This window comes from Vibrio sp. Makdt, assembly GCF_027587015.1.
Taxonomy (GTDB): Bacteria; Pseudomonadota; Gammaproteobacteria; order Enterobacterales; family Vibrionaceae; genus Vibrio; species Vibrio chagasii_B.
Genome location: NZ_JAPPTH010000004.1, coordinates 215,903 through 234,831, shown reverse-complemented (window position 1 = coordinate 234,831; position 18,929 = coordinate 215,903). Strand labels below are relative to the sequence as shown.

Below are 18,929 nucleotides of genomic sequence, written 5' to 3'. Positions count from 1 at the left end.
AAAGGATTTGCTATGCCCACTCTATTTTCTAACTCGCCACTTTTTCAGAAACTTAAGCAGCCATGGTTAGTTTCTTTGATTTTAGTGATGTTGCTTTCAATCTGGCTGGGTTTAGGAGTGGGACAAGCTGAAGAGTCGCCTGAGAAAAAAGCGACCGAGATTCCATTGGCAAAGGTTTCCTACCAAACATTTACCTCATCACCCACGTTTAGAACCATTGATTTATACGGTCGAACAGCACCAGACCGACACGCACGCCTAGGCGCAGAAGTCGCCGGTAAGGTCGTTAGGTTGAATGTTGCCAAGGGGGATAGCGTTAAAGCAGGCCAAGCCATTGCTCAGATCGATAAAGGCGACTTGGAAATACAGTTAGAACGAGCATCGGCTCTGTATCGTCTAAAGCAGAAAGAATTTAAAGCGGCGCAGTCACTGAAGAAAAGAGGGCTGCAAGGTGAAATCGCCTACACGACTGCTGAGGCATCCTTAACAGAAGCGAAGGCTATGATGCGTAATGCGGAGTTGGCTTTAAAGAATACTGTGATTACTTCGCCTTTCTCGGGTGTGGTTCAAGACTTAATGGTTGAGCTCGGTGATTTTGTTGGCGTTGGCGACCCCGTTGCTGGTGTGATTGACCTTGACCCTCTGGTGATTAAAGCGGATGTCAGTGAGCGTCATATTCAGCACCTGTTAGCCAATCAAGATGCATTGGTTCGTCTACTTGGCAGAGAGGAAGTCGAAGGGCGATTACGTTATGTGTCTCGAATCTCTTCAGCTTCTACTAATACCTTCCCAATCGAAATTGAAATCGATAACTCTGATGGCTTACTGCCAGCTGGTGTCAGTGCTGAAGTAAAACTCAATCTAGAAACAAGAGATGCTATCAAGGTGACTCCTGCGATGTTGGCATTAGACGAAGCGGGTAACCTAGGAGTTAAAACTCTGGTGTCAGTTGATGATGCGCCAAGCGTTAAGTTTGTCGGTATACAGCTAGTGAAGGCGGAGCAAGATGGAGTTTGGCTCACGGGCTTAGGTCAACAGGTCGATATTATTACGGTCGGACAAGGCTTTGTACGTGATGGTGATTCGGTGATTGCGGTTGAGCAAGGTGCTGAACTGTCAAATGTAGCGGCTGAGTAGGAGATAACTGATGTATTCAATTATTGATGCAGCTTTGTCTCGTGCTCGCACCATGCTTTCTCTGTTGGCACTTATCTTGGTTGCAGGTGTGATTACCTATCTCACGATACCTAAGGAGTCGAGTCCCGATATTACCATCCCGATTATCTACGTTTCTGTTGGGCATCAAGGGATTTCGCCCACCGATGCCGAGCGTTTGTTAGTTCGACCTATAGAACAAGAGCTTAGATCCATTGAAGGCGTAAAAGAGATGAATTCAACCGCCGCAGAAGGGCATGCTTCTGTGGTGTTGGAGTTTAATGTCGGAGTTGACCTTACCAAAGCGATGGCTGATGTGCGTGACGCCGTTGATCTTGCCAAGCCAAAACTACCAGAAGACAGTGATGAGCCGACGGTTAATGAGGTCACGCTCGCCTCTGAGCAGCCTGTGCTATCTGTGGTGTTATTCGGCACCGTTCCTGAACGTACTATTGTACAAATTGCCCGAGAGCTAGGAGATAAATTAGAGAGTTATCGCCAAATATTAGAGGTCGATATTGCCGGTGACAGAGAAGATATCGTTGAAATTATCGTAGATCCTCTGCTTATGGAAAGTTACAGCCTAGACCAAGCGGATATCTATAACCTGATCGCATTGAATAATCGAGTAGTTGCCGCAGGTTTTGTCGATACGGGCTACGGTCGTTTCTCGGTCAAAGTCCCTTCGGTGTTTAACTCCTTAAAGGATGTGCTTGAGTTACCTATCAAAGTGGATGGCAAACAGGTCGTTACTTTTGGTGATGTAGCCACAGTTCGTCGAGCATTTAGAGATCCAGAGAGCTTTGCGCGTTTAGATGGGAAATCTGCGGTGGTCTTGGATATCAAGAAGCGAGCGGGTGAGAACATCATTGAAACCGTAGAGCTGGTGAAAGCGGTAATGGCTGGGGCTCAGCAGCAAGCTGAGTGGCCAAACAATCTATTGGTTAAATACACTTGGGATGAATCGAAAGATGTGAAGATCATGCTCAATGATCTTCAAAACAACATCTTATCCGCCATCATTCTGGTGGTGATCGTAATCATCGCGATTCTTGGCGTGCGTACTGCTTTGTTAGTCGGCATCTCAATTCCTGGCTCATTCCTCACGGGGTTATTGGTTCTCTCAGTATTTGGGTTAACCGTTAACATTGTAGTGCTGTTCTCTTTGATTATGGCGGTGGGGATGTTGGTCGACGGCGCGATTGTGGTGACTGAATTTGCAGACCGACGGATGCAAGAGGGAGAAGGGCGCAAAGATGCCTACCGAGATGCCGCTAAGCGGATGGCGTGGCCTATTACAGCGTCAACGGCCACCACTTTAGCAGTGTTTGCTCCGTTGCTGTTCTGGCCGGATGTGACGGGTGAATTCATGAAGTTTTTACCGCTAACTCTGATCGCGACTTTAACAGCTTCATTGATTATGGCACTGCTGTTCGTGCCTGTATTAGGTGGCTTGATTGGTAAGCCTCAATACGTATCCCCTCAGAACCAAGCTCGAATGGTCGCCCTGCACAACGGCGATTTTTCTCAAGCGACAGGCTTAACCAAGGCGTATTACCACACACTTTCTTTAGCGATTAAGCATCCATTTAAAATTCTCTTTAGCGCGATACTACTCGCGGTTGCGGTAGGCTTTACTTACTCCAAAGCAGGTCTAGGAGCCGAGTTCTTCCCTGAGGTTGATCCGCCATTCTTTAACGTTAAAGTGCGCTCGCATGGTGATCTTTCTATTCAAGAAAAAGATGAGATCATGCGCGATATTGAACAGGTGATGTTAAATCATGACGAGTTCGATACGGTTTACACGCGAACGGGGGGCGATGATCAGATTGGTTTGATCTCGATTACACCGGTCGATTGGCAATACCGCCGCAGCGTTAAAGCGATCATCGAAGAACTTAAGGAGCAAACCGATCAATACGCTGGGGTTGAGATCGAATATAAGTTCCCAGACGCTGGTCCGCCAGTTGAAAATGACTTGGTGATCGAGCTGTCGGCTAAAACTCCCGAGCAGCTTAATCAGGCAGCAAAGATTGTAAGAAGCTGGGCGGATGGTAATCAAGCACTGACCAATATCAGTGATACCGCGAGTAAAGATGGCATAGACTGGAAGGTGGATATCCGCCGTGACGATGCCGCGCGTTTTGCAGCTGATGCCACCTTGGTGGGTAATACCGTTCAATTTGTAACGAATGGCTTAAAAATTGGTGATTATCTTCCTGATGACTCAGCAGAAGAAGTCGATATCTTGGTGCGTTATCCGAATGATAAAAGGGATATCGGACGCTTCGACCAGCTAAGAGTCAAAACGCCAGCAGGCCTGGTTCCGATAACCAATTTTGCTCAGATCGTTCCAGACCACAAGCAAGACACCATCAAACGCCTTGATGGTAAGCGAGTCGTCAACATCATGGCAGATATGGAAGAAGGATATAACCTTGCTTTAGAACTGCCAAAGATCGAGCAGGCGTTAAGTGAGCTAGGGTTTCCAGATAGCGTAGATTTTCGTATTCGTGGTCAAAATGAAGAGCAAGAGAACTCGTCAGCCTTTTTGCAAAGTGCATTCTTAGTAGCACTAGCGGTGATGGCTTTGATTCTTATCACTCAGTTCAACAGCTTCTATCAAGCCTTCTTAATTCTAAGTGCAGTCTTGTTCTCTACGGTTGGCGTATTCGTCGGTCTACTGATCTTCCAACGCCCGTTTGGCATTGTGATGTCGGGGATTGGAGTCATAGCGTTAGCTGGTATAGTGGTGAACAACAACATCGTGTTGATTGATACTTATAACCAGCTCATCAAAAGAGGCTTAGATAAGCGAGATGCGATTCTGAGAACGGGTGTTCAGCGTTTAAGGCCGGTAATGCTCACGACGGTTACGACTATCTTAGGTTTAATGCCGATGGTGTTAGAGATGAACATCGATCTGATTAATCAAAAGATAGAATTCGGTGCACCGAGCACCCAATGGTGGTCACAGCTTGCTACTGCTATAGCTGGTGGTTTGGCGTTTGCCACTGTGCTGACCTTGGTGCTGACTCCTTGCATGTTGATGCTCGGACGTAACAACAAATCCGAAAAACACTAGATAGGAGTGTTACGCGAGCATAAAAAAGAGCGCCTTGATGGGCGCTCTTTGTATTTTCTATTTTGCTGTGAAGCTACAAACGCCTAGTTAGTCGCTAGTAACTGACCGTATCGCTCAAGGTTCTTCAATCGAATCTCAGAGTTTGCAATAAAGGTTGCTTTTGCCTTACCCGTTAGAGACTTAGATTGAGGTAACTTCACGGTACGCGCATTCTTGTGAACGCCATTAACTAAGAACTCGTAGTGCAAGTGTGGGCCTGTTACACGGCCTGTGCCGCCCAGAGTGCCAATAGTTTGACCTTGCTTAACACGTTGCCCTGTTTTCACCATGCGTTTCTTCATGTGCAGGTACTTAGTGATGTAAGTGTTGCTGTGTCGGATGAACACGTAGTTACCGTTGAACTGGTTATAGCCAGATTTCTGCACGATACCATCACCGGCGGCCCAGATAGGTGTGCCAACTGGGGCTGCATAGTCGGTGCCTCGGTGAGCACGAACCTTACCGGTTACTGGGTGTTTTCGGCGTGGGTTGAAGTTCGAGGTTACACGACGAAAATCGATAGGAGAGCGCAGGAAGGCTTTCTTCATCGCTCGGCCGTTTTCGTCGTAGTAGTTACCGCTTTTATCGTCTAATACCGCAGTAAATGAATCGCCTTGGTTGGTAAAAATAGCAGCCATGATCTTGCCTCGGCCTATCACTTCACCTTCAACCACTTTCTCTTGGTATAAAATTTTAAAGCTGTCGTTCTTACGAATATCCAATGCAAAGTCGATATCCCAACCAAAGATACCCGCAAGCTCCATGATTTGGTTGGCGGTTAAGCCTGCACTGACGCCTGCATTCCAGAAGTTAGAGGTAATATTGGCTTCGGCATAGTTGTATTGGTAAGCCACTTCTTTTTTATCAAAACTTGAAGTGAATGAATCGCCAGATTTGGTGATTTTGAAGCTTTCAAACGCGCTTAGTTGGCGTTTGAGCTGAATAAGGTCGTTGTTTTCATCAAAGCCGAATTGCAATACGTCACCAGGTCTTAGGTTCGAGAGCTGCTTTTTGATGTCTTGATTGGTATTGAGAAGGTTGAGTAACAAGCGGTATGAGAGACCAATACGTTCAAATAAAACAGAAGTGCTTTCGCCAGAGCGAACCGTGTATTTTTCCCAGTTAAGTACAGCCGTTGGTGGCGCGTCATTCGAGCTTACTAGCGCAGAAGCATCGATGCTCAAAGGGTAATGTTTTCCTACAACAAGTGCGCCCGTATCGTCGCGCAAGCTGTTGACGTCGGGAAGTAAGAAAATCGCTATGAAAATTATGGCACTAAAAAATGCGATAAAAGCCCGGTGCAATATAGGAAGGCGTGCAAAAATAGACAACATGTTCCGGTTCGTTCTGTAAATATTATGAAAATCGGCGACGGAATAGTGTAACTGGTTTCAAAATACATCGCTATTCAAGTAAGATGTCTAACTATTATATTTTTGCCAAATCTGTGGGAGTGAACAAGAATGGCGAGTATTGAAGCTGCACTAGCCGAGATCAAACGTGGCGTAGAAGAACTAATTCCAGAAGACGAGCTGATTGCTAAATTAAAAGAAGGTCGTCCTTTACGCATTAAACTGGGTGCCGATCCAACGGCTCCAGATATTCACCTAGGCCATACGGTTATCTTTAACAAGCTTCGTGCTTTCCAAGAGCTTGGTCATGAAGTGACATTCCTGATTGGTGATTTCACTGCAATGGTTGGTGACCCATCAGGTAAAAACTCAACACGTCCACCGCTAAGCCGCGAAGACGTATTAAAGAATGCTGAAACTTACAAAGAGCAAGTATTCAAAATTCTAGATCCTGCGAAAACACAAATTCGTTTCAACTCTGAGTGGCTATCTGACCTTGGCGCAGAAGGTATGATTCGTCTTGCTTCTAACCAAACGGTTGCTCGTATGCTTGAGCGTGATGACTTTAAAAAGCGTTACGCTGGTGGTCAACCAATCGCTATCCACGAATTCATGTACCCACTTCTACAAGGTCACGACTCTGTTGCACTAGAGAGCGATGTTGAGCTTGGCGGTACTGACCAGAAGTTTAACCTGCTAATGGGCCGTGAACTGCAAAAAGCAGCAGGTCAAAAACCACAAGCGGTACTGATGATGCCGCTACTTGTTGGTCTAGACGGCGTTAAGAAGATGTCTAAGTCTGCACACAACTACATCGGTATTAGCGAAGCACCAAGCGAAATGTTTGGTAAGATCATGTCTATCTCTGACGCTCTAATGTGGAGCTACTACGAGCTACTTTCTTTCCGTCCACTTGAAGAAGTGGCAGAGCTGAAAGCTGGTGTTGAAGCGGGTAAAAACCCACGTGACGTGAAAGTACTTTTGGCTAAAGAGATCATTGCTCGTTTCCACAGTGAAGCGGATGCTGATGCTGCAGAGCAAGAGTTCGTTAACCGCTTTGCTAAAAACCAAGTGCCAGATGATATGCCTGAGTTCGAATTCGAAGCGGGTCTACCAATTGCTAACGTTCTAAAAGAAGCGGGCCTAGTAAACTCGACTTCTGATGCGATGCGTATGATCAAGCAGGGTGCTGCTAAGATCGAAGGCGAGAAAGTTGAAGACAACAAACTGGTACCAGAAGCTGGTACAGCTGTTTACCAAGTAGGTAAGCGTAAGTTTGCTCGTATTACTATCAAGTAATAACGTACATCAATGATTTAATAAAAGGCATCTACGGATGCCTTTTTTATTGACAGAGAATTGACGAAGTCTTTTTAACAGCATTGCTACACTATGCGCGCTGTCGAACTGACAGTAATTTTGGAGATTTTTATGAACAATACCGACCATCCTCCTAGTTTGAATGGAGAAGAATAACCTGTCTCGGTATTGATCTATTGTCCTGCCGTTCAGGTAGGGTATCTTTGTTTTCCCTTCATTCTTTTCCACACTCTAGATTCTAACAAGTAGACACATCAGTGCTTTAAGCTCTTGGTGCGCTCAGTTATATGCTTTATGTATCGAGTTATACGCTCTTGGTGTACACCGCTTTATGTTTGTGAAGTACTCACTGTAGGCTACTTGTTTTGATGGTCGTTACCTTTGCCAATCGGGAGATTCGCCATGACGGTAATGAACAACACTTTTTTATCTATTGAAGCTCTGTACTCAGAGCAAGACATCCAAGCAGTATCGAATGCATTTCAGCAATACGGACGTGAGCAGCAAGTTAGGCTTCTCAACTGTATGCCGCTTGAAGATGCAGTACTTGTATTAGGGCAATGTTCTCTAAGTACGATTCAAGCTCTACTTAGTGAGTTAGAGGAGCAAGGCTTTGAAAAGCGTTCGCGACATCTAGCTCACCAACTAGGGCTAATCTATTCAGAGGTTGAGCCTCAACAGGGGTACCTTTCTACAGGTGTATTAAGCCATGTTAGACAGCGTATCGGTTGGATTATTGCGCTGGCACTGCTAGGCATCGTTTCTGGTCTTATCATCGCTCAGTACGAAGATATCCTTAGCCAACTGGTACTGCTAGCTATCTATATGCCAGTTATCGCTGCAGCGGGAGGTAACACGGGAACACAAGCCGCTACTCTGGTGATTAGAGCCTTAGCCACTGGTGAATTGAAAAAACGTCAGTGGGCCAATGTTCTATGGAAAGAGTTTAGAGTGGCTATTTGCTTAGCACTGGCGATTGCCGCGGTAATGATTGGACGTATCTTGCTGTTCAGTGAAAACCAGTCTACTGGTGGTTACGACATTAACATGATTGCCTTTGCTATCGCTGTCGCTCTGTTTATTCAGGTGACAATATCGACGGTTCTTGGCGGCGGGTTGCCTATCGTGGCTCGTTTGTTCAAGTTGGACCCTGCAGTGCTAGTGAGCCCGGTATTAGCATCAATAGTAGACATCTCGGGGATGTGGATCTATTTCACGGTCGTGAATGCGTTTTTAGGCATCGCCTAGCGCTTATTAAATAGTAACAGCACTTCGAAAATAAAAAATGGCGCTAAAGATCTAAGATCTTCAGCGCCATTTTTATTGCGTCATAAACCGCTTACAACAAACGGCTCGCTATTTGGACTGGCTCTGTGTTTGACTGTATTCAATCACATCTTTATAAAAAGCACGTTCAAACTGCGTAATCGGTGCTTCTACTGGTTTGTCTGGGTCTTGCTCTTCTGGGAAGTAGTCACGAACAAATTGTACGAATAGCGAGCTTGGCTTCCCAGACTCATCCAAACCATATCCCGCCATATTGTAGGTTCCGTACAAAGAACCACTCTTCGCTATGATATTGCTTTGAATCGGCGCTTTCCTCATGCTTTGTCGGTACTTAAGCGTTCCATTCATACCTGATATTGGCATGGCATTGATTAGGTTGAGCTGTGAGTCGTTTTCCCAGATATAACGAAGCACTTTAGCCATGGTCTGCGATCTCATTCGGTTGTTTCTAGATAACCCAGAACCATCAACGAGCTGCGCTTTGCTGAGGTCGATATTCGCTTTGGTCAGCAGTATCTGTTTTATTGCTTCAGTGCCGTTATTGAAACTCCCCGATTGCACATAAAACTTTGCTCCCAAGGTTTTGGTTAGGTTGTCTGCGATCAGGTTATCGGATTTTTTTAGCATGGTATCGAGCAGTTCTGGAAGTTTCGCTGAGTGATGGCTAGCCACTAATGTCGCTTTGTTTGTGCCTTCTTTAGCTCCAATGAGTACATCACCCTTTACTTGTATTTTCAGCTCTTTAAGTAGTGAGTTCACCACTTGAGAGGTGTAAAGCTCAGGATTTTGAATAGCGAACTTTAGTGGTAGTGGCTTCTTACGTTCCACTAAGCAGCCAGAGAGCGTGTACGAGTTGTTTGGCGTTGTGATGAGCTCTAAGTCGCACTGGGTGGCTTTTTGTCCTGAACGCGTCACTGTGGCTGCATTGGTTGTCACGTCTATCGGATAATGGGCTGGAATATAGACGCGAGTGCTGCCGTTATCTTTTGTATAAATAGAGGCTTGTGCACAGTTGCTGTCTAAGGTCATCGCACTAGAAGGCGCGCTGTAACAAACGCCTAGAATGTCCCAAGGCCAGCCTACCGCTCGTTGATAGCCTGTATAAGCCGTGTTATCGAGGTATAAGTTGCCTTTGATGGTTCTGGATTGCGACTTAGCGTACTGAGCTAACAGGCTTTTTAGCTGTTCACGCTGCAGAGTTGGATCACCGCTAAATGAAATGATTGAATCATTGCCAGAACGAAGAATGCTAGTCGTGTAATGAAAGTCATCTCCTAACTCTAGCTTGGCCGCTAAAGCCGTCACCAGTTTTAAGGTGCTGGCTGGTGGATAAAAGTCATCGCTATTGGTATTAAGCTCGCTTGAATCATTGCTTAACGATTTGATGATCAAACTCGTACTACTACCATCGGGCAGTGTATCTAGAGGGGCGTATGCGGAAGCGTTAACAGATAAAGCGCTAATGGAAAAACTACATAGCAGTAGTGTGGATAGAAGGCGCATAGAAGATTGTCTTGGATGGCTGGTGTTTTCAGTATACAGATATAAAAAACGCCCGCTAGAGAGCGGGCGTTTTGATTCTCAATTAACTAATGAATCATTAGTCAATCAGAATTAGAAGTCGTAACGTAGACCTAGAGCTAGCTCGTCTTCAGCGTCTGCTTTAGATGCAGGACCGTTAACAAGACCAACAGAACCTAGCTTGTCACCTTCAGAAATTAGGTTGAAGTTGTACGAGATGTACGTACGGAAGTTAGGCTTGAAGTAGTAAGTCGCATCGATTGCAACGTTGTCAGCTGAAGTTTCACCGTCAGTTTCTGCGTTGTTGTACGTTAGCGTGAATGCAGTTTTTTCTAGCGTGTATGCTGTTGCAAATTCGTAACCAGTGTAGTCACCGTTCTTCTTCGCTAGCTCACCGTCTGTGAATGTACCAGCAAAGTATAGAGCGTCAGTACGGAAAGATGCCGCTAGCATGTACTCGTTTTGCTCGTCTTGGTCAGCGTAACCAGCACCTAGCTTAAAGCCAGAATCGCCGATAGCGTAGATACCAGATAGAGAGTAGCCGTCTGCGTTGTTGTCAACGAATTCGCCACCAGTTTCTGAACGGTCAGCAAAACGGTAGCTTGCTTTAACGCCTAGGTCTTGGAATTGACCTTTGTATGAAACCATGTTGTCAGAACGATCTGCTACAGCAATTTTCATTGCCGCAGAGTTACCGTGGTAAGACATGATATCGGTAAAGTCTGTGATTACACCTAGTGCACCGTCGTTTTTACCGTAAGTAACTTCACCGAAGTTACCGCCGATACCAGCGTAAGTGTAACGGTTAGTAATGTCACCGTCGTTGTTATCAGTAGAGCCGCCGTTTTCAGCAGTTGTGAATTCACCTTCGTAGAAACCAACACCGTATAGGCCGTCTTGGATTTCAACTTTACCTAGGAAGTTAAGACGTACACGTGTTTTGTCTTCAGCTTTGCCGTCTTTTAGAGATAGACGAGCTTCAGCACGACCACCGATCTCTAGAGAAGTGCCGTTAGAGCTGTATACAGAAGTGCCGTCGATACCACCAGCTTGTTTACCGTCCGCTGCTACTGCGTTAGTAGCAAGAGCTGCAGCAGATACAGCAAGCGCGATCATAGTCTTGTTCATGTTATTATTTCCTAATTACTGTCCATAGAAGTTTTATCAAGGATTTGAACCCTTTTGTGTATTGCCTGTATTAATCAGGCTTCATAACCATGATTAGAACAGAAGTCTGAAAAATGCCAGTGCAATCCATGGGTTACTTTTTACCTCTAAAGTTCCATAGTTAGTTAGTAAAATGATATAAAACTAAAAAATGAACACTGTTTTATTATATTTGTTGTTGTTTAAGTTGTTGTTTTAAAATGTCTTTTATAAAAGTGTGATCTGCGTTTATTTTGTTTGTTTTTTGTTTTTTTAGGTATTTATTTGTCGTCTTATTGATTAGGTCGTTATTATTCATTTTTGTGATGTCTGTAATTTAGACCTAGATACAGCTTTTATAACGCAAAGTGGAATAAAGATGATTTAGCCATAAAGTTTGTTTACACTAAGCCAAATCGTTTTGTTTCTACTACCCAATAAATACGTTGGGTGTATTTATGTTCGCCAAAGAAAGTTTTGGCATAGAGGTAAAAAATGGAAAAGGTTCCAATGACAGTACGTGGCGCTCAGCAGCTACGTGATGAATTAGATCGCCTACTTAAGCTACGCCCTGTTATCTCAGCAGCTATTGGTGAAGCTCGTGAACTAGGTGACTTAAAAGAGAATGCTGAATACCACGCCGCTCGTGAAGAGCAAGGTATCTGTGAAGCTCAAATCCGTGATATCGAATACAAGCTATCTCTAGCTCAGATCATCGATGTAACCCAAATGGAAAACACGGGTAAGATTATCTTTGGTACAACAGTCACTCTGATTGATGTTGATACAGACGAAGAGTACCGTTACCAAATCGTTTCTGAAGACGAAGCCGATATCAAAACTGGCCGTATCTCAGTGAAGTCACCAATTGCTCGTGGTCTTATCGGCAAGATGGAAGGCGACGAAGTGATGATTTCGACTCCTGGCGGTGATAAAGATTACGAAATTGACAAAGTAGAATATATCTAATTGAATTTTCTTTGTTTCTGATAAGTAAAAAGGTCGCTAAATGCGACCTTTTTCGTTTCTCACGCTACACTAAAAGATAAGCGCACTGGCTTTCTCTTAGTGAAGTTAGCTTATATTAAGCTCGCTTATTTACGTGGAATCTCGATTTTACGTGCTTCTGACTGACGGAACAGTACTAGAACTTTACCGATAGTCTGTACTTTCTCAGCTTTAGTTTCACGTACAATTGCATCGATAATCAGCTGCTTAGTTTCACGGTCTTCTGATGCAACTTTAATTTTGATCAGTTCGTGGTGGTCTAGAGCTAATTCGATTTCCGCTAGAACAGCTTCAGTAAGTCCATTTGCGCCCATTAGCACTACAGGTTTTAAACTGTGAGCTAGGCCCTTTAGATGCTGCTTTTGTTTGGTACTTAGGTTCATTACGCGGCCAATTTTCTTTACTATTAGGGTTGAAAAAACCTATTTTAACGCCATCTAATGCTGAAGACTATAATTTATTCGGCAATTAGTACTTTCCTCCACTTTAGGTATCCAATGAGCAAACAGAAACACTCGGCCAGTTCAGGCCGTTGGTTGAAGGAACACTTCGACGACAAGTACGCAAACGAAGCAAGAAAGAAAGGCTATCGCTCACGTGCTTATTTCAAAATGGAAGAGATTCAAACGAAAGATAAATTGCTGTCTCCAGGGATGACCGTTGTGGATTTAGGTGCAGCGCCTGGTGGTTGGTCTCAATATGCTGCTAAGATTGTTGGAGACAACGGACAAATCATTGCGTGTGACTTGTTACCAATGGATCCAATTGCTGGCGTTAGCTTTTTACAAGGCGATTTTCGTGAAGACGCTGTTCTTGAAGCCTTATTGGAACGTATACAACCAAACATGGTTGATGTCGTGATGTCCGATATGGCACCTAATATCGCCGGCAACAACTCTGTAGATCAGCCTAGAGCTATGTATTTAGTTGAATTAGCTTTGGATATGTGTCGACAAGTTCTAGCTACCGATGGTAGTTTTGTTGTAAAAGTATTCCAAGGCGAAGGGTTTGATCAATACGTTAAAGATGTCCGTGAGATGTTTAAAACGGTGAAAGTCAGAAAACCCGACTCTTCTCGAGCTCGTTCTCGTGAAGTGTTTATCGTAGCCACTGGTTACAAAGGTTAACGATTCTCTTCCAAGAGTGAGAGTTAACAATATGGCTACAGGTTACAAACTGTAGTACCCTACCTTTAATTACAATTAGTTATCGAGAGGCTGACACCTTGAGTGACATGGCAAAAAATTTAATTCTGTGGCTTGTTATCGCAGTAGTGTTGATGTCGGTATTCCAGAGCTTCGGCCCTGGGGAAAGTAACGGCAGAGCAGTAGATTACACCACGTTTGTACAGGAAGTTGGCCAAGGCCAGATTCAAGACGCACAGTTCAATAACAGCGAAATCACTTTCACACGTCGTGGCGGTGGTGCTAAGTATGTAACTTACATGCCTGTTTACGATCAAAAGCTACTTGATGACTTAATTAATCAAAACGTAAAAGTTCAGGGCACACCACCTGAAGAGCAGAGCCTACTTGGCACTATCTTCATCTCATGGTTCCCTATGATCTTACTGATTGGTGTATGGATTTTCTTCATGCGTCAAATGCAAGGCGGCGGCGGCGGTAAAGGCGCGATGTCTTTCGGTAAGAGCAAAGCTCGAATGATGAGCGAAGAACAAATCAAAACGTTGTTTGCGGATGTTGCTGGTTGTGACGAAGCAAAAGAAGACGTGAAAGAGTTGGTTGACTATCTTCGCGACCCAAGTCGTTTCCAAAAACTGGGTGGTAAGATCCCTACAGGTATCCTGTTAGTTGGTCCTCCAGGTACTGGTAAGACATTGCTTGCAAAAGCGATTGCTGGTGAAGCGAAAGTACCGTTCTTTACTATTTCTGGTTCTGACTTCGTTGAAATGTTTGTAGGTGTTGGTGCATCTCGTGTGCGTGACATGTTCGAACAAGCGAAGAAAGCGGCACCTTGTATCATCTTTATCGATGAGATTGATGCGGTAGGTCGTCAACGTGGCGCTGGTGTTGGTGGTGGTCACGATGAGCGTGAACAAACATTGAACCAAATGCTGGTTGAGATGGATGGTTTCGAGGGCAATGAAGGTATTATTGTTATCGCTGCGACTAACCGTCCAGACGTACTAGACCCAGCACTACTTCGTCCTGGTCGTTTTGACCGTCAGGTTGTAGTTGGTCTACCAGACGTACGTGGTCGTGAACAGATTCTTAAAGTACACATGCGTAAAGTTCCACTATCTGGCGATGTTGAACCATCTCTGATTGCTCGTGGTACTCCAGGTTTCTCTGGTGCAGACCTTGCAAACCTTGTGAATGAAGCGGCGCTATTTGCAGCTCGTGGTAACAAGCGCAATGTCTCAATGGTTGAGTTTGAACTGGCTAAAGATAAAATCATGATGGGTGCTGAGCGCCGTTCAATGGTGATGTCTGAGGAAGTGAAAGAGTCAACGGCTTACCACGAAGCCGGTCACGCAATTGTTGGTCGTTTGGTGCCAGAGCACGATCCTGTATACAAGGTATCAATCATTCCACGTGGTCGTGCGCTTGGTGTAACCATGTACTTGCCAGAGCAAGATCGTGTGAGCATGTCTCGCCAACATCTAGAGTCTATGATTTCTAGCCTGTACGGTGGTCGTCTTGCTGAAGAACTTATTTACGGTAAAGACAAAGTGTCAACTGGTGCGTCTAACGATATCGAACGTGCAACTGATATTGCTCGTAAGATGGTTACGCAGTGGGGCTTCTCTGAGAAATTGGGTCCTCTTCTTTACGCAGAAGAAGAAGGCGAAGTTTTCCTAGGTCGCGGCATGAGCCAAGCTAAGCACGTTTCTGATGACACGACTAAGCTTATCGATGAAGAGATTCGTATCCTTATCGACCGTAACTACGATAGAGCTAAGAAGATTCTTGAAGATAACATGGATATCATGCATTCGATGAAAGACGCTCTAATGAAGTTCGAAACGATCGATGCAGGTCAAATTGATGACTTGATGGAGCGTAAGCAAGAGATTCGTGATCCAGCTGGTTGGGGTGATCAGGTAAAAGCTGAACCTACAAAGGAAGAAGCAAAACCTGAAGCTAAGGCAGAAGAAGCTAAAGCGGAACCTAAAGCTGAAGAGTCAAAAGTTGAAGAAGTTAAATCTGAATCAGATGATGCTCAAAACAAAGATTCTTAATCGCTAAACTATCAATTAAAACCCTGAGTACGCTCAGGGTTTTTCTGTTTATAGCCTATGGTGTTTTTCCCTTTAAGATCGGCCTTCCATGATATTAAAAGCAAATAATAAAACTCTCGTGTTAGATCGCCCACATGTGATGGGTATCCTCAATGTCACCCCTGACTCTTTCTCTGACGGTGGGAAATTTAACTCGCTTGATAATGCCTTACAGCAAGCTGAACGCATGGTTCAAGCGGGCGTTAGCATTATCGATATTGGTGGTGAGTCAACTCGACCTGGCGCTCCTGATGTTTCGTTAGAAGAGGAGCTTGCCCGTGTCATTCCTGCTATTAAAGCCATTCGTGCCAAGTTTGATGTGTGGATCTCGATAGATACCAGTAAAGCGGAAGTGATGCGCCAAGCTGTTGAAGCGGGCGCTGATTTGATCAATGATGTGCGCGCTTTGCAAGAGCCTGGTGCATTACAAGTCGCCGCTGATGCTAATGTTCCGATTTGTCTGATGCACATGAAAGGTCAGCCGAGAACCATGCAAGCTAACCCAAGTTATGATGATGTTCTTCAGGATGTAGAAGCATTCTTGCAAGAAAGGGTAGAAGCGTGTGAGGCGGTGGGTATTTCAAAAGATCAGCTGATCCTTGATCCTGGCTTTGGCTTTGGGAAAACCATCGAACACAATTATCACCTACTAGCGCATCTTGAAAAGTTTCATTCGTTAGGCTTACCTGTTTTAGCGGGGATGTCGAGAAAATCGATGATCTTTAAATTGCTAGACAAGGTTCCGGCCGACTGCATGGTCGCAAGCGTCACTTGCGCGACGATTGCCGCGATGAAAGGCGCACAAATTATTCGCGTTCATGATGTCGAGGAGACACTGGAAGCGATGAAAATAATCGAAGTGATGAACAACAATCACTAAATATAATTAAGGAAAATCACTATGTCTGATAAAAGACGTTATTTCGGCACAGATGGTGTGCGTGGCAAAGTAGGCCAGTACCCGATCACACCTGATTTTGTTCTGAAGCTTGGCTGGGCTGCTGGTCGTGTACTTGCGAAGCAAGGCACAAAGAAAGTTATTATCGGCAAAGATACGCGTATCTCTGGTTACATGTTGGAGTCTGCGTTAGAAGCTGGTCTTGCGGCTGCAGGCCTTCAGGCTACGTTCACAGGTCCAATGCCAACACCTGCTGTTGCTTACCTAACACAAACATTCCGTGCTGAAGCGGGTATCGTAATCTCGGCTTCACACAACCCTTACTACGATAACGGTATTAAATTCTTCTCTTCTGAAGGTACAAAGCTTCCGGACGATATCGAATTGGCGATTGAAGCTGAGCTTGATAAAGACATTGAGTGTGTTGATTCTTCTGAGCTTGGTAAAGCGGTTCGTCTAAACGATGCTGCAGGTCGTTACATTGAATTCTGTAAGAGCACGTTCCCGAATCAAATGACGCTTGCTGGCATGAAGATTGTTGTCGATTGTGCTCACGGCGCGACTTACCACATTGCTCCAGCAGTATTCAAAGAGCTAGGTGCTGAGGTAGTTGCTATTGGTGTTGAACCAAACGGTACCAACATTAACCACGAAGTGGGTGCGACGGATGTTCGTGCTCTACAGGCGAAAGTGCTAGAAGAGAAAGCAGCACTAGGCCTTGGCTTTGATGGTGACGGTGACCGTATCATCATGGTTGATGAACTAGGTAACAAGGTTGATGGTGACCAAATTGCTTACATCATTGCTCGCGATGCATTGCGTCGTGGTGAGTTGAAAGGTGGTGTTGTTGGTACGCTGATGACCAACCTAGGTATGGAAAACGGCCTTAAGCAGCTAGGTATTCCATTTGTACGCGCTGCAGTTGGTGACCGTTACGTAATGGAACAACTGCTAGCAAAAGGTTGGAAGATCGGTGCTGAAAACTCAGGTCACGTTATTCTGCTAGATAAAGTGACTACTGGTGATGCTATCGTTGCAGCATTGCAAGTTCTTGCTTCAGTTGTTGGCAGTGAGATGACATTGAATGAGCTTTCTCAGGGCATGACGCTATACCCGCAAGTCCTAGAAAACGTTCGTTTCAGTGGTGATTCAAACCCACTGGAAGCAGACGCAGTGAAAGCAGCTGTAGTAGAAGTTGAAGCTGAGCTTGGCGAGAAGGGTCGTGTACTACTTCGTAAGTCTGGTACAGAGCCACTATTACGCGTAATGGTTGAAGGTGAAGATGCTGAACTGGTTCAATCATCAGCACTTAAGATTGCAGATGCAGTAAAAGCAAACTGCTAATTTAGTGCTTTACTCAGCAGGTACCATCAAGAGTGCCTCTACGTAAAAACGGTTGAGTTATAGAGTGGTCAAAAGGGGCATAAATGAGTTTTGTGTCGCTTTTGGCCTTTTTTTAACCGTTCACTTGGTAAAGGCTTATTTTTTAGCAAATTCTCCTTGTCAGCCATCGTCGCATTCGCTAGTATTGCTCGGCCTTCAGTTAGGAGGTCGCTAGCCTTGTTCTTGAAAATAACTTTTTTGAACGGCGCTGGCTCAACAATTAGGAACATAGGTGGAAAAATGTTTACAGTTCTACTTGTGATTTACCTGTTGGCAGCGCTTGGTGTAATTGGCCTAGTGTTGATTCAACAAGGTAAAGGCGCAGATATGGGAGCCTCTTTCGGTGCTGGCGCTTCAAACACTGTGTTTGGTGCTAGTGGCTCAGGAAATTTCCTAACCCGAATGACTGCAATTTTTGCAACTACATTTTTTATCCTTAGCTTAGTGCTTGGTAATATGTCTACACATAAAACTGAGTCACAATGGATGGACCCGACTCAAGGTCAGGTAATCCAACAAGCTGAAGATGCAGTGAGTGAAGTTCCGGCGCAAGGCGACGAGATTCCACAATAATCTGTAAAGATTTGATGCCGAGATGGTGAAATTGGTAGACACGCTAGCATGAGGTGCTAGTGCCTTAGGGTGTGAGGGTTCGAGTCCCTCTCTCGGCACCATGTTTACAAACTTGTAAAACATCTTGTTGGGCGTATAATGCTCGCAAGTCGGACGCGGGATGGAGCAGCTTGGTAGCTCGTCGGGCTCATAACCCGAAGGTCGTCGGTTCAAATCCGGCTCCCGCAACCAATTTTAAGTGCTATATTTAGTCTTGATTGGTAGCAAGTTTGCACAGTGTGAACCTCACTGTGAGTTAAGTGCGATATCGAATGTGATGGCACTTAGCATATAAGGGTCCAGCAATAAAAACCCCGGCTTATACGGGGTTTTTTGTTATCTAAGCATTTGTAAATGCGTTTAGATAATGTTTGCTTGGAATTTAAATTGGGCTTTGAGCCCTTTTTTTGTTTCTGGAGTGGTTAAATGACTGGTTTAGAAAGACAACTTACTGAAATGCTTGACGCTCCAGTAGCAGCATCAGGTTATGAGTTAGTTGGATTAGAATTTATTCGTGCTGGTGAGCACTCAACGCTACGTATTTACATCGATTCTCCAAACGGCATCAATGTAGACGACTGCGCTGAAGTTAGTCACCAAGTAAGTGCCGTAATGGATGTTGAAGATCCAATTTCAGTGGCTTATAACCTTGAAGTGTCTTCACCAGGTTTAGAGAGACCACTGTTCAAAGCAGAGCATTACCAACAATTTATTGGTCACGAGGTAAGCATCGTTTTGAAAATGGCTGTCGGCAACCGTCGTAAATGGAAAGGTGATATCCAATCTATTGAAGGCGAGACAGTAAAAGTATTGGTTGAAGGACAAGAAGAAGAATTCGTCCTAAGCAATATTGCGAAAGCGAACCTGATCCCTAAATTTTAG

General features: G+C 44.8%; 15 protein-coding genes and 2 tRNA genes. 13 read left to right on the top strand and 4 right to left on the bottom strand.

What is annotated here, in order from left to right; translation table 11 throughout:
• Positions 1 to 12 precede the first annotated feature (12 nt).
• Entirely contained in the window at positions 13 to 1,137 is a 1,125-nt protein-coding gene (locus OH460_RS06880) for an efflux RND transporter periplasmic adaptor subunit (RefSeq protein ID WP_269996118.1), read from the top strand.
• Between the two features lie 10 nt (positions 1,138 to 1,147).
• The gene (locus tag OH460_RS06875; RefSeq protein ID WP_269996116.1) at positions 1,148 to 4,240 is read left to right on the top strand and encodes an efflux RND transporter permease subunit; all 3,093 of its coding nucleotides are present in this window, start codon (positions 1,148 to 1,150) and stop codon (positions 4,238 to 4,240) included.
• 83 nt (positions 4,241 to 4,323) lie between these two features.
• Here the strand turns inward: OH460_RS06875 and OH460_RS06870 are convergent, their stop codons facing one another.
• Positions 4,324 to 5,613 carry a peptidoglycan DD-metalloendopeptidase family protein gene (locus OH460_RS06870; RefSeq protein ID WP_269996114.1) on the bottom strand — a complete coding sequence of 430 codons (1,290 nt, stop codon included), beginning with the start codon at positions 5,611 to 5,613 and terminating at the stop codon, positions 4,324 to 4,326.
• Between the two features lie 129 nt (positions 5,614 to 5,742).
• Between OH460_RS06870 and tyrS the strand changes: the two genes are divergently transcribed.
• Entirely contained in the window at positions 5,743 to 6,930 is a 1,188-nt protein-coding gene (gene tyrS / locus OH460_RS06865; protein ID WP_269996112.1) for a tyrosine--tRNA ligase, read from the top strand.
• Between the two features lie 423 nt (positions 6,931 to 7,353).
• Positions 7,354 to 8,199, top strand: a complete 846-nt coding sequence (locus OH460_RS06860; protein WP_061032502.1) for a magnesium transporter — start codon at positions 7,354 to 7,356, stop codon at positions 8,197 to 8,199.
• Between the two features lie 108 nt (positions 8,200 to 8,307).
• Here OH460_RS06860 and dacB read toward each other — a convergent pair whose 3' ends face one another.
• A complete protein-coding gene (gene dacB, locus OH460_RS06855) occupies positions 8,308 to 9,741 on the bottom strand; it encodes a serine-type D-Ala-D-Ala carboxypeptidase (protein WP_269996109.1) in 1,434 nt (477 codons plus the stop codon).
• A gap of 111 nt (positions 9,742 to 9,852) precedes the next feature.
• Entirely contained in the window at positions 9,853 to 10,887 is a 1,035-nt protein-coding gene (locus OH460_RS06850) for a porin (RefSeq protein WP_019824353.1), read from the bottom strand.
• A 513-nt stretch (positions 10,888 to 11,400) separates the two neighbouring features.
• Between OH460_RS06850 and greA the strand changes: the two genes are divergently transcribed.
• The gene (greA, locus tag OH460_RS06845) at positions 11,401 to 11,874 is read left to right on the top strand and encodes a transcription elongation factor GreA (protein ID WP_008222155.1); all 474 of its coding nucleotides are present in this window, start codon (positions 11,401 to 11,403) and stop codon (positions 11,872 to 11,874) included.
• 125 nt (positions 11,875 to 11,999) lie between these two features.
• Here the strand turns inward: greA and yhbY are convergent, their stop codons facing one another.
• Positions 12,000 to 12,296, bottom strand: a complete 297-nt coding sequence (yhbY, locus tag OH460_RS06840; protein ID WP_004738252.1) for a ribosome assembly RNA-binding protein YhbY — start codon at positions 12,294 to 12,296, stop codon at positions 12,000 to 12,002.
• A gap of 114 nt (positions 12,297 to 12,410) precedes the next feature.
• Here yhbY and rlmE point away from each other — a divergent pair, with 114 nt between their 5' ends.
• The 8 genes from rlmE to rimP all read left to right on the top strand — a co-directional run bounded on the left by rlmE (position 12,411) and on the right by rimP (position 18,929).
• A complete protein-coding gene (gene rlmE / locus OH460_RS06835; protein ID WP_004738253.1) occupies positions 12,411 to 13,040 on the top strand; it encodes a 23S rRNA (uridine(2552)-2'-O)-methyltransferase RlmE in 630 nt (209 codons plus the stop codon).
• A 107-nt stretch (positions 13,041 to 13,147) separates the two neighbouring features.
• Positions 13,148 to 15,115, top strand: coding sequence for an ATP-dependent zinc metalloprotease FtsH (gene ftsH, locus OH460_RS06830; RefSeq protein WP_105057557.1), 1,968 nt, complete (start codon positions 13,148 to 13,150; stop codon positions 15,113 to 15,115).
• A gap of 88 nt (positions 15,116 to 15,203) precedes the next feature.
• A complete protein-coding gene (gene folP, locus OH460_RS06825) occupies positions 15,204 to 16,034 on the top strand; it encodes a dihydropteroate synthase (protein ID WP_105057556.1) in 831 nt (276 codons plus the stop codon).
• A 21-nt stretch (positions 16,035 to 16,055) separates the two neighbouring features.
• The gene (gene glmM, locus OH460_RS06820) at positions 16,056 to 17,396 is read left to right on the top strand and encodes a phosphoglucosamine mutase (RefSeq protein WP_116871702.1); all 1,341 of its coding nucleotides are present in this window, start codon (positions 16,056 to 16,058) and stop codon (positions 17,394 to 17,396) included.
• A gap of 279 nt (positions 17,397 to 17,675) precedes the next feature.
• Positions 17,676 to 18,008: a preprotein translocase subunit SecG gene (gene secG / locus OH460_RS06815; RefSeq protein WP_105057553.1), complete on the top strand. Its 333-nt coding sequence runs from the start codon at positions 17,676 to 17,678 to the stop codon at positions 18,006 to 18,008.
• A gap of 16 nt (positions 18,009 to 18,024) precedes the next feature.
• A tRNA-Leu gene (locus OH460_RS06810) sits at positions 18,025 to 18,109 on the top strand.
• Positions 18,110 to 18,162: 53 nt separating this feature from the next.
• A tRNA-Met gene (locus OH460_RS06805) sits at positions 18,163 to 18,239 on the top strand.
• A gap of 234 nt (positions 18,240 to 18,473) precedes the next feature.
• A complete protein-coding gene (gene rimP / locus OH460_RS06800) occupies positions 18,474 to 18,929 on the top strand; it encodes a ribosome maturation factor RimP (protein ID WP_004738265.1) in 456 nt (151 codons plus the stop codon).

Excerpts from the sequence above, each read along its gene's own strand:
- glmM (WP_116871702.1), top strand. The coding sequence starts at position 16,056 with ATGTCTGATAAAAGACGTTATTTCGGCACAGATGGTGTGCGTGGCAAA.
- ftsH (WP_105057557.1), top strand. The coding sequence starts at position 13,148 with ATGGCAAAAAATTTAATTCTGTGGCTTGTTATCGCAGTAGTGTTGATG.
- tyrS (WP_269996112.1), top strand. The coding sequence starts at position 5,743 with ATGGCGAGTATTGAAGCTGCACTAGCCGAGATCAAACGTGGCGTAGAA.
- secG (WP_105057553.1), top strand. The coding sequence starts at position 17,676 with ATGTTTACAGTTCTACTTGTGATTTACCTGTTGGCAGCGCTTGGTGTA.
- yhbY (WP_004738252.1), bottom strand. The coding sequence starts at position 12,296 with ATGAACCTAAGTACCAAACAAAAGCAGCATCTAAAGGGCCTAGCTCAC.
- rimP (WP_004738265.1), top strand. The coding sequence starts at position 18,474 with ATGACTGGTTTAGAAAGACAACTTACTGAAATGCTTGACGCTCCAGTA.
- OH460_RS06870 (WP_269996114.1), bottom strand. The coding sequence starts at position 5,613 with ATGTTGTCTATTTTTGCACGCCTTCCTATATTGCACCGGGCTTTTATC.
- greA (WP_008222155.1), top strand. The coding sequence starts at position 11,401 with ATGGAAAAGGTTCCAATGACAGTACGTGGCGCTCAGCAGCTACGTGAT.
- dacB (WP_269996109.1), bottom strand. The coding sequence starts at position 9,741 with ATGCGCCTTCTATCCACACTACTGCTATGTAGTTTTTCCATTAGCGCT.
- OH460_RS06875 (WP_269996116.1), top strand. The coding sequence starts at position 1,148 with ATGTATTCAATTATTGATGCAGCTTTGTCTCGTGCTCGCACCATGCTT.
- rlmE (WP_004738253.1), top strand. The coding sequence starts at position 12,411 with ATGAGCAAACAGAAACACTCGGCCAGTTCAGGCCGTTGGTTGAAGGAA.
- OH460_RS06850 (WP_019824353.1), bottom strand. The coding sequence starts at position 10,887 with ATGAACAAGACTATGATCGCGCTTGCTGTATCTGCTGCAGCTCTTGCT.
- OH460_RS06880 (WP_269996118.1), top strand. The coding sequence starts at position 13 with ATGCCCACTCTATTTTCTAACTCGCCACTTTTTCAGAAACTTAAGCAG.
- OH460_RS06860 (WP_061032502.1), top strand. The coding sequence starts at position 7,354 with ATGACGGTAATGAACAACACTTTTTTATCTATTGAAGCTCTGTACTCA.
- folP (WP_105057556.1), top strand. The coding sequence starts at position 15,204 with ATGATATTAAAAGCAAATAATAAAACTCTCGTGTTAGATCGCCCACAT.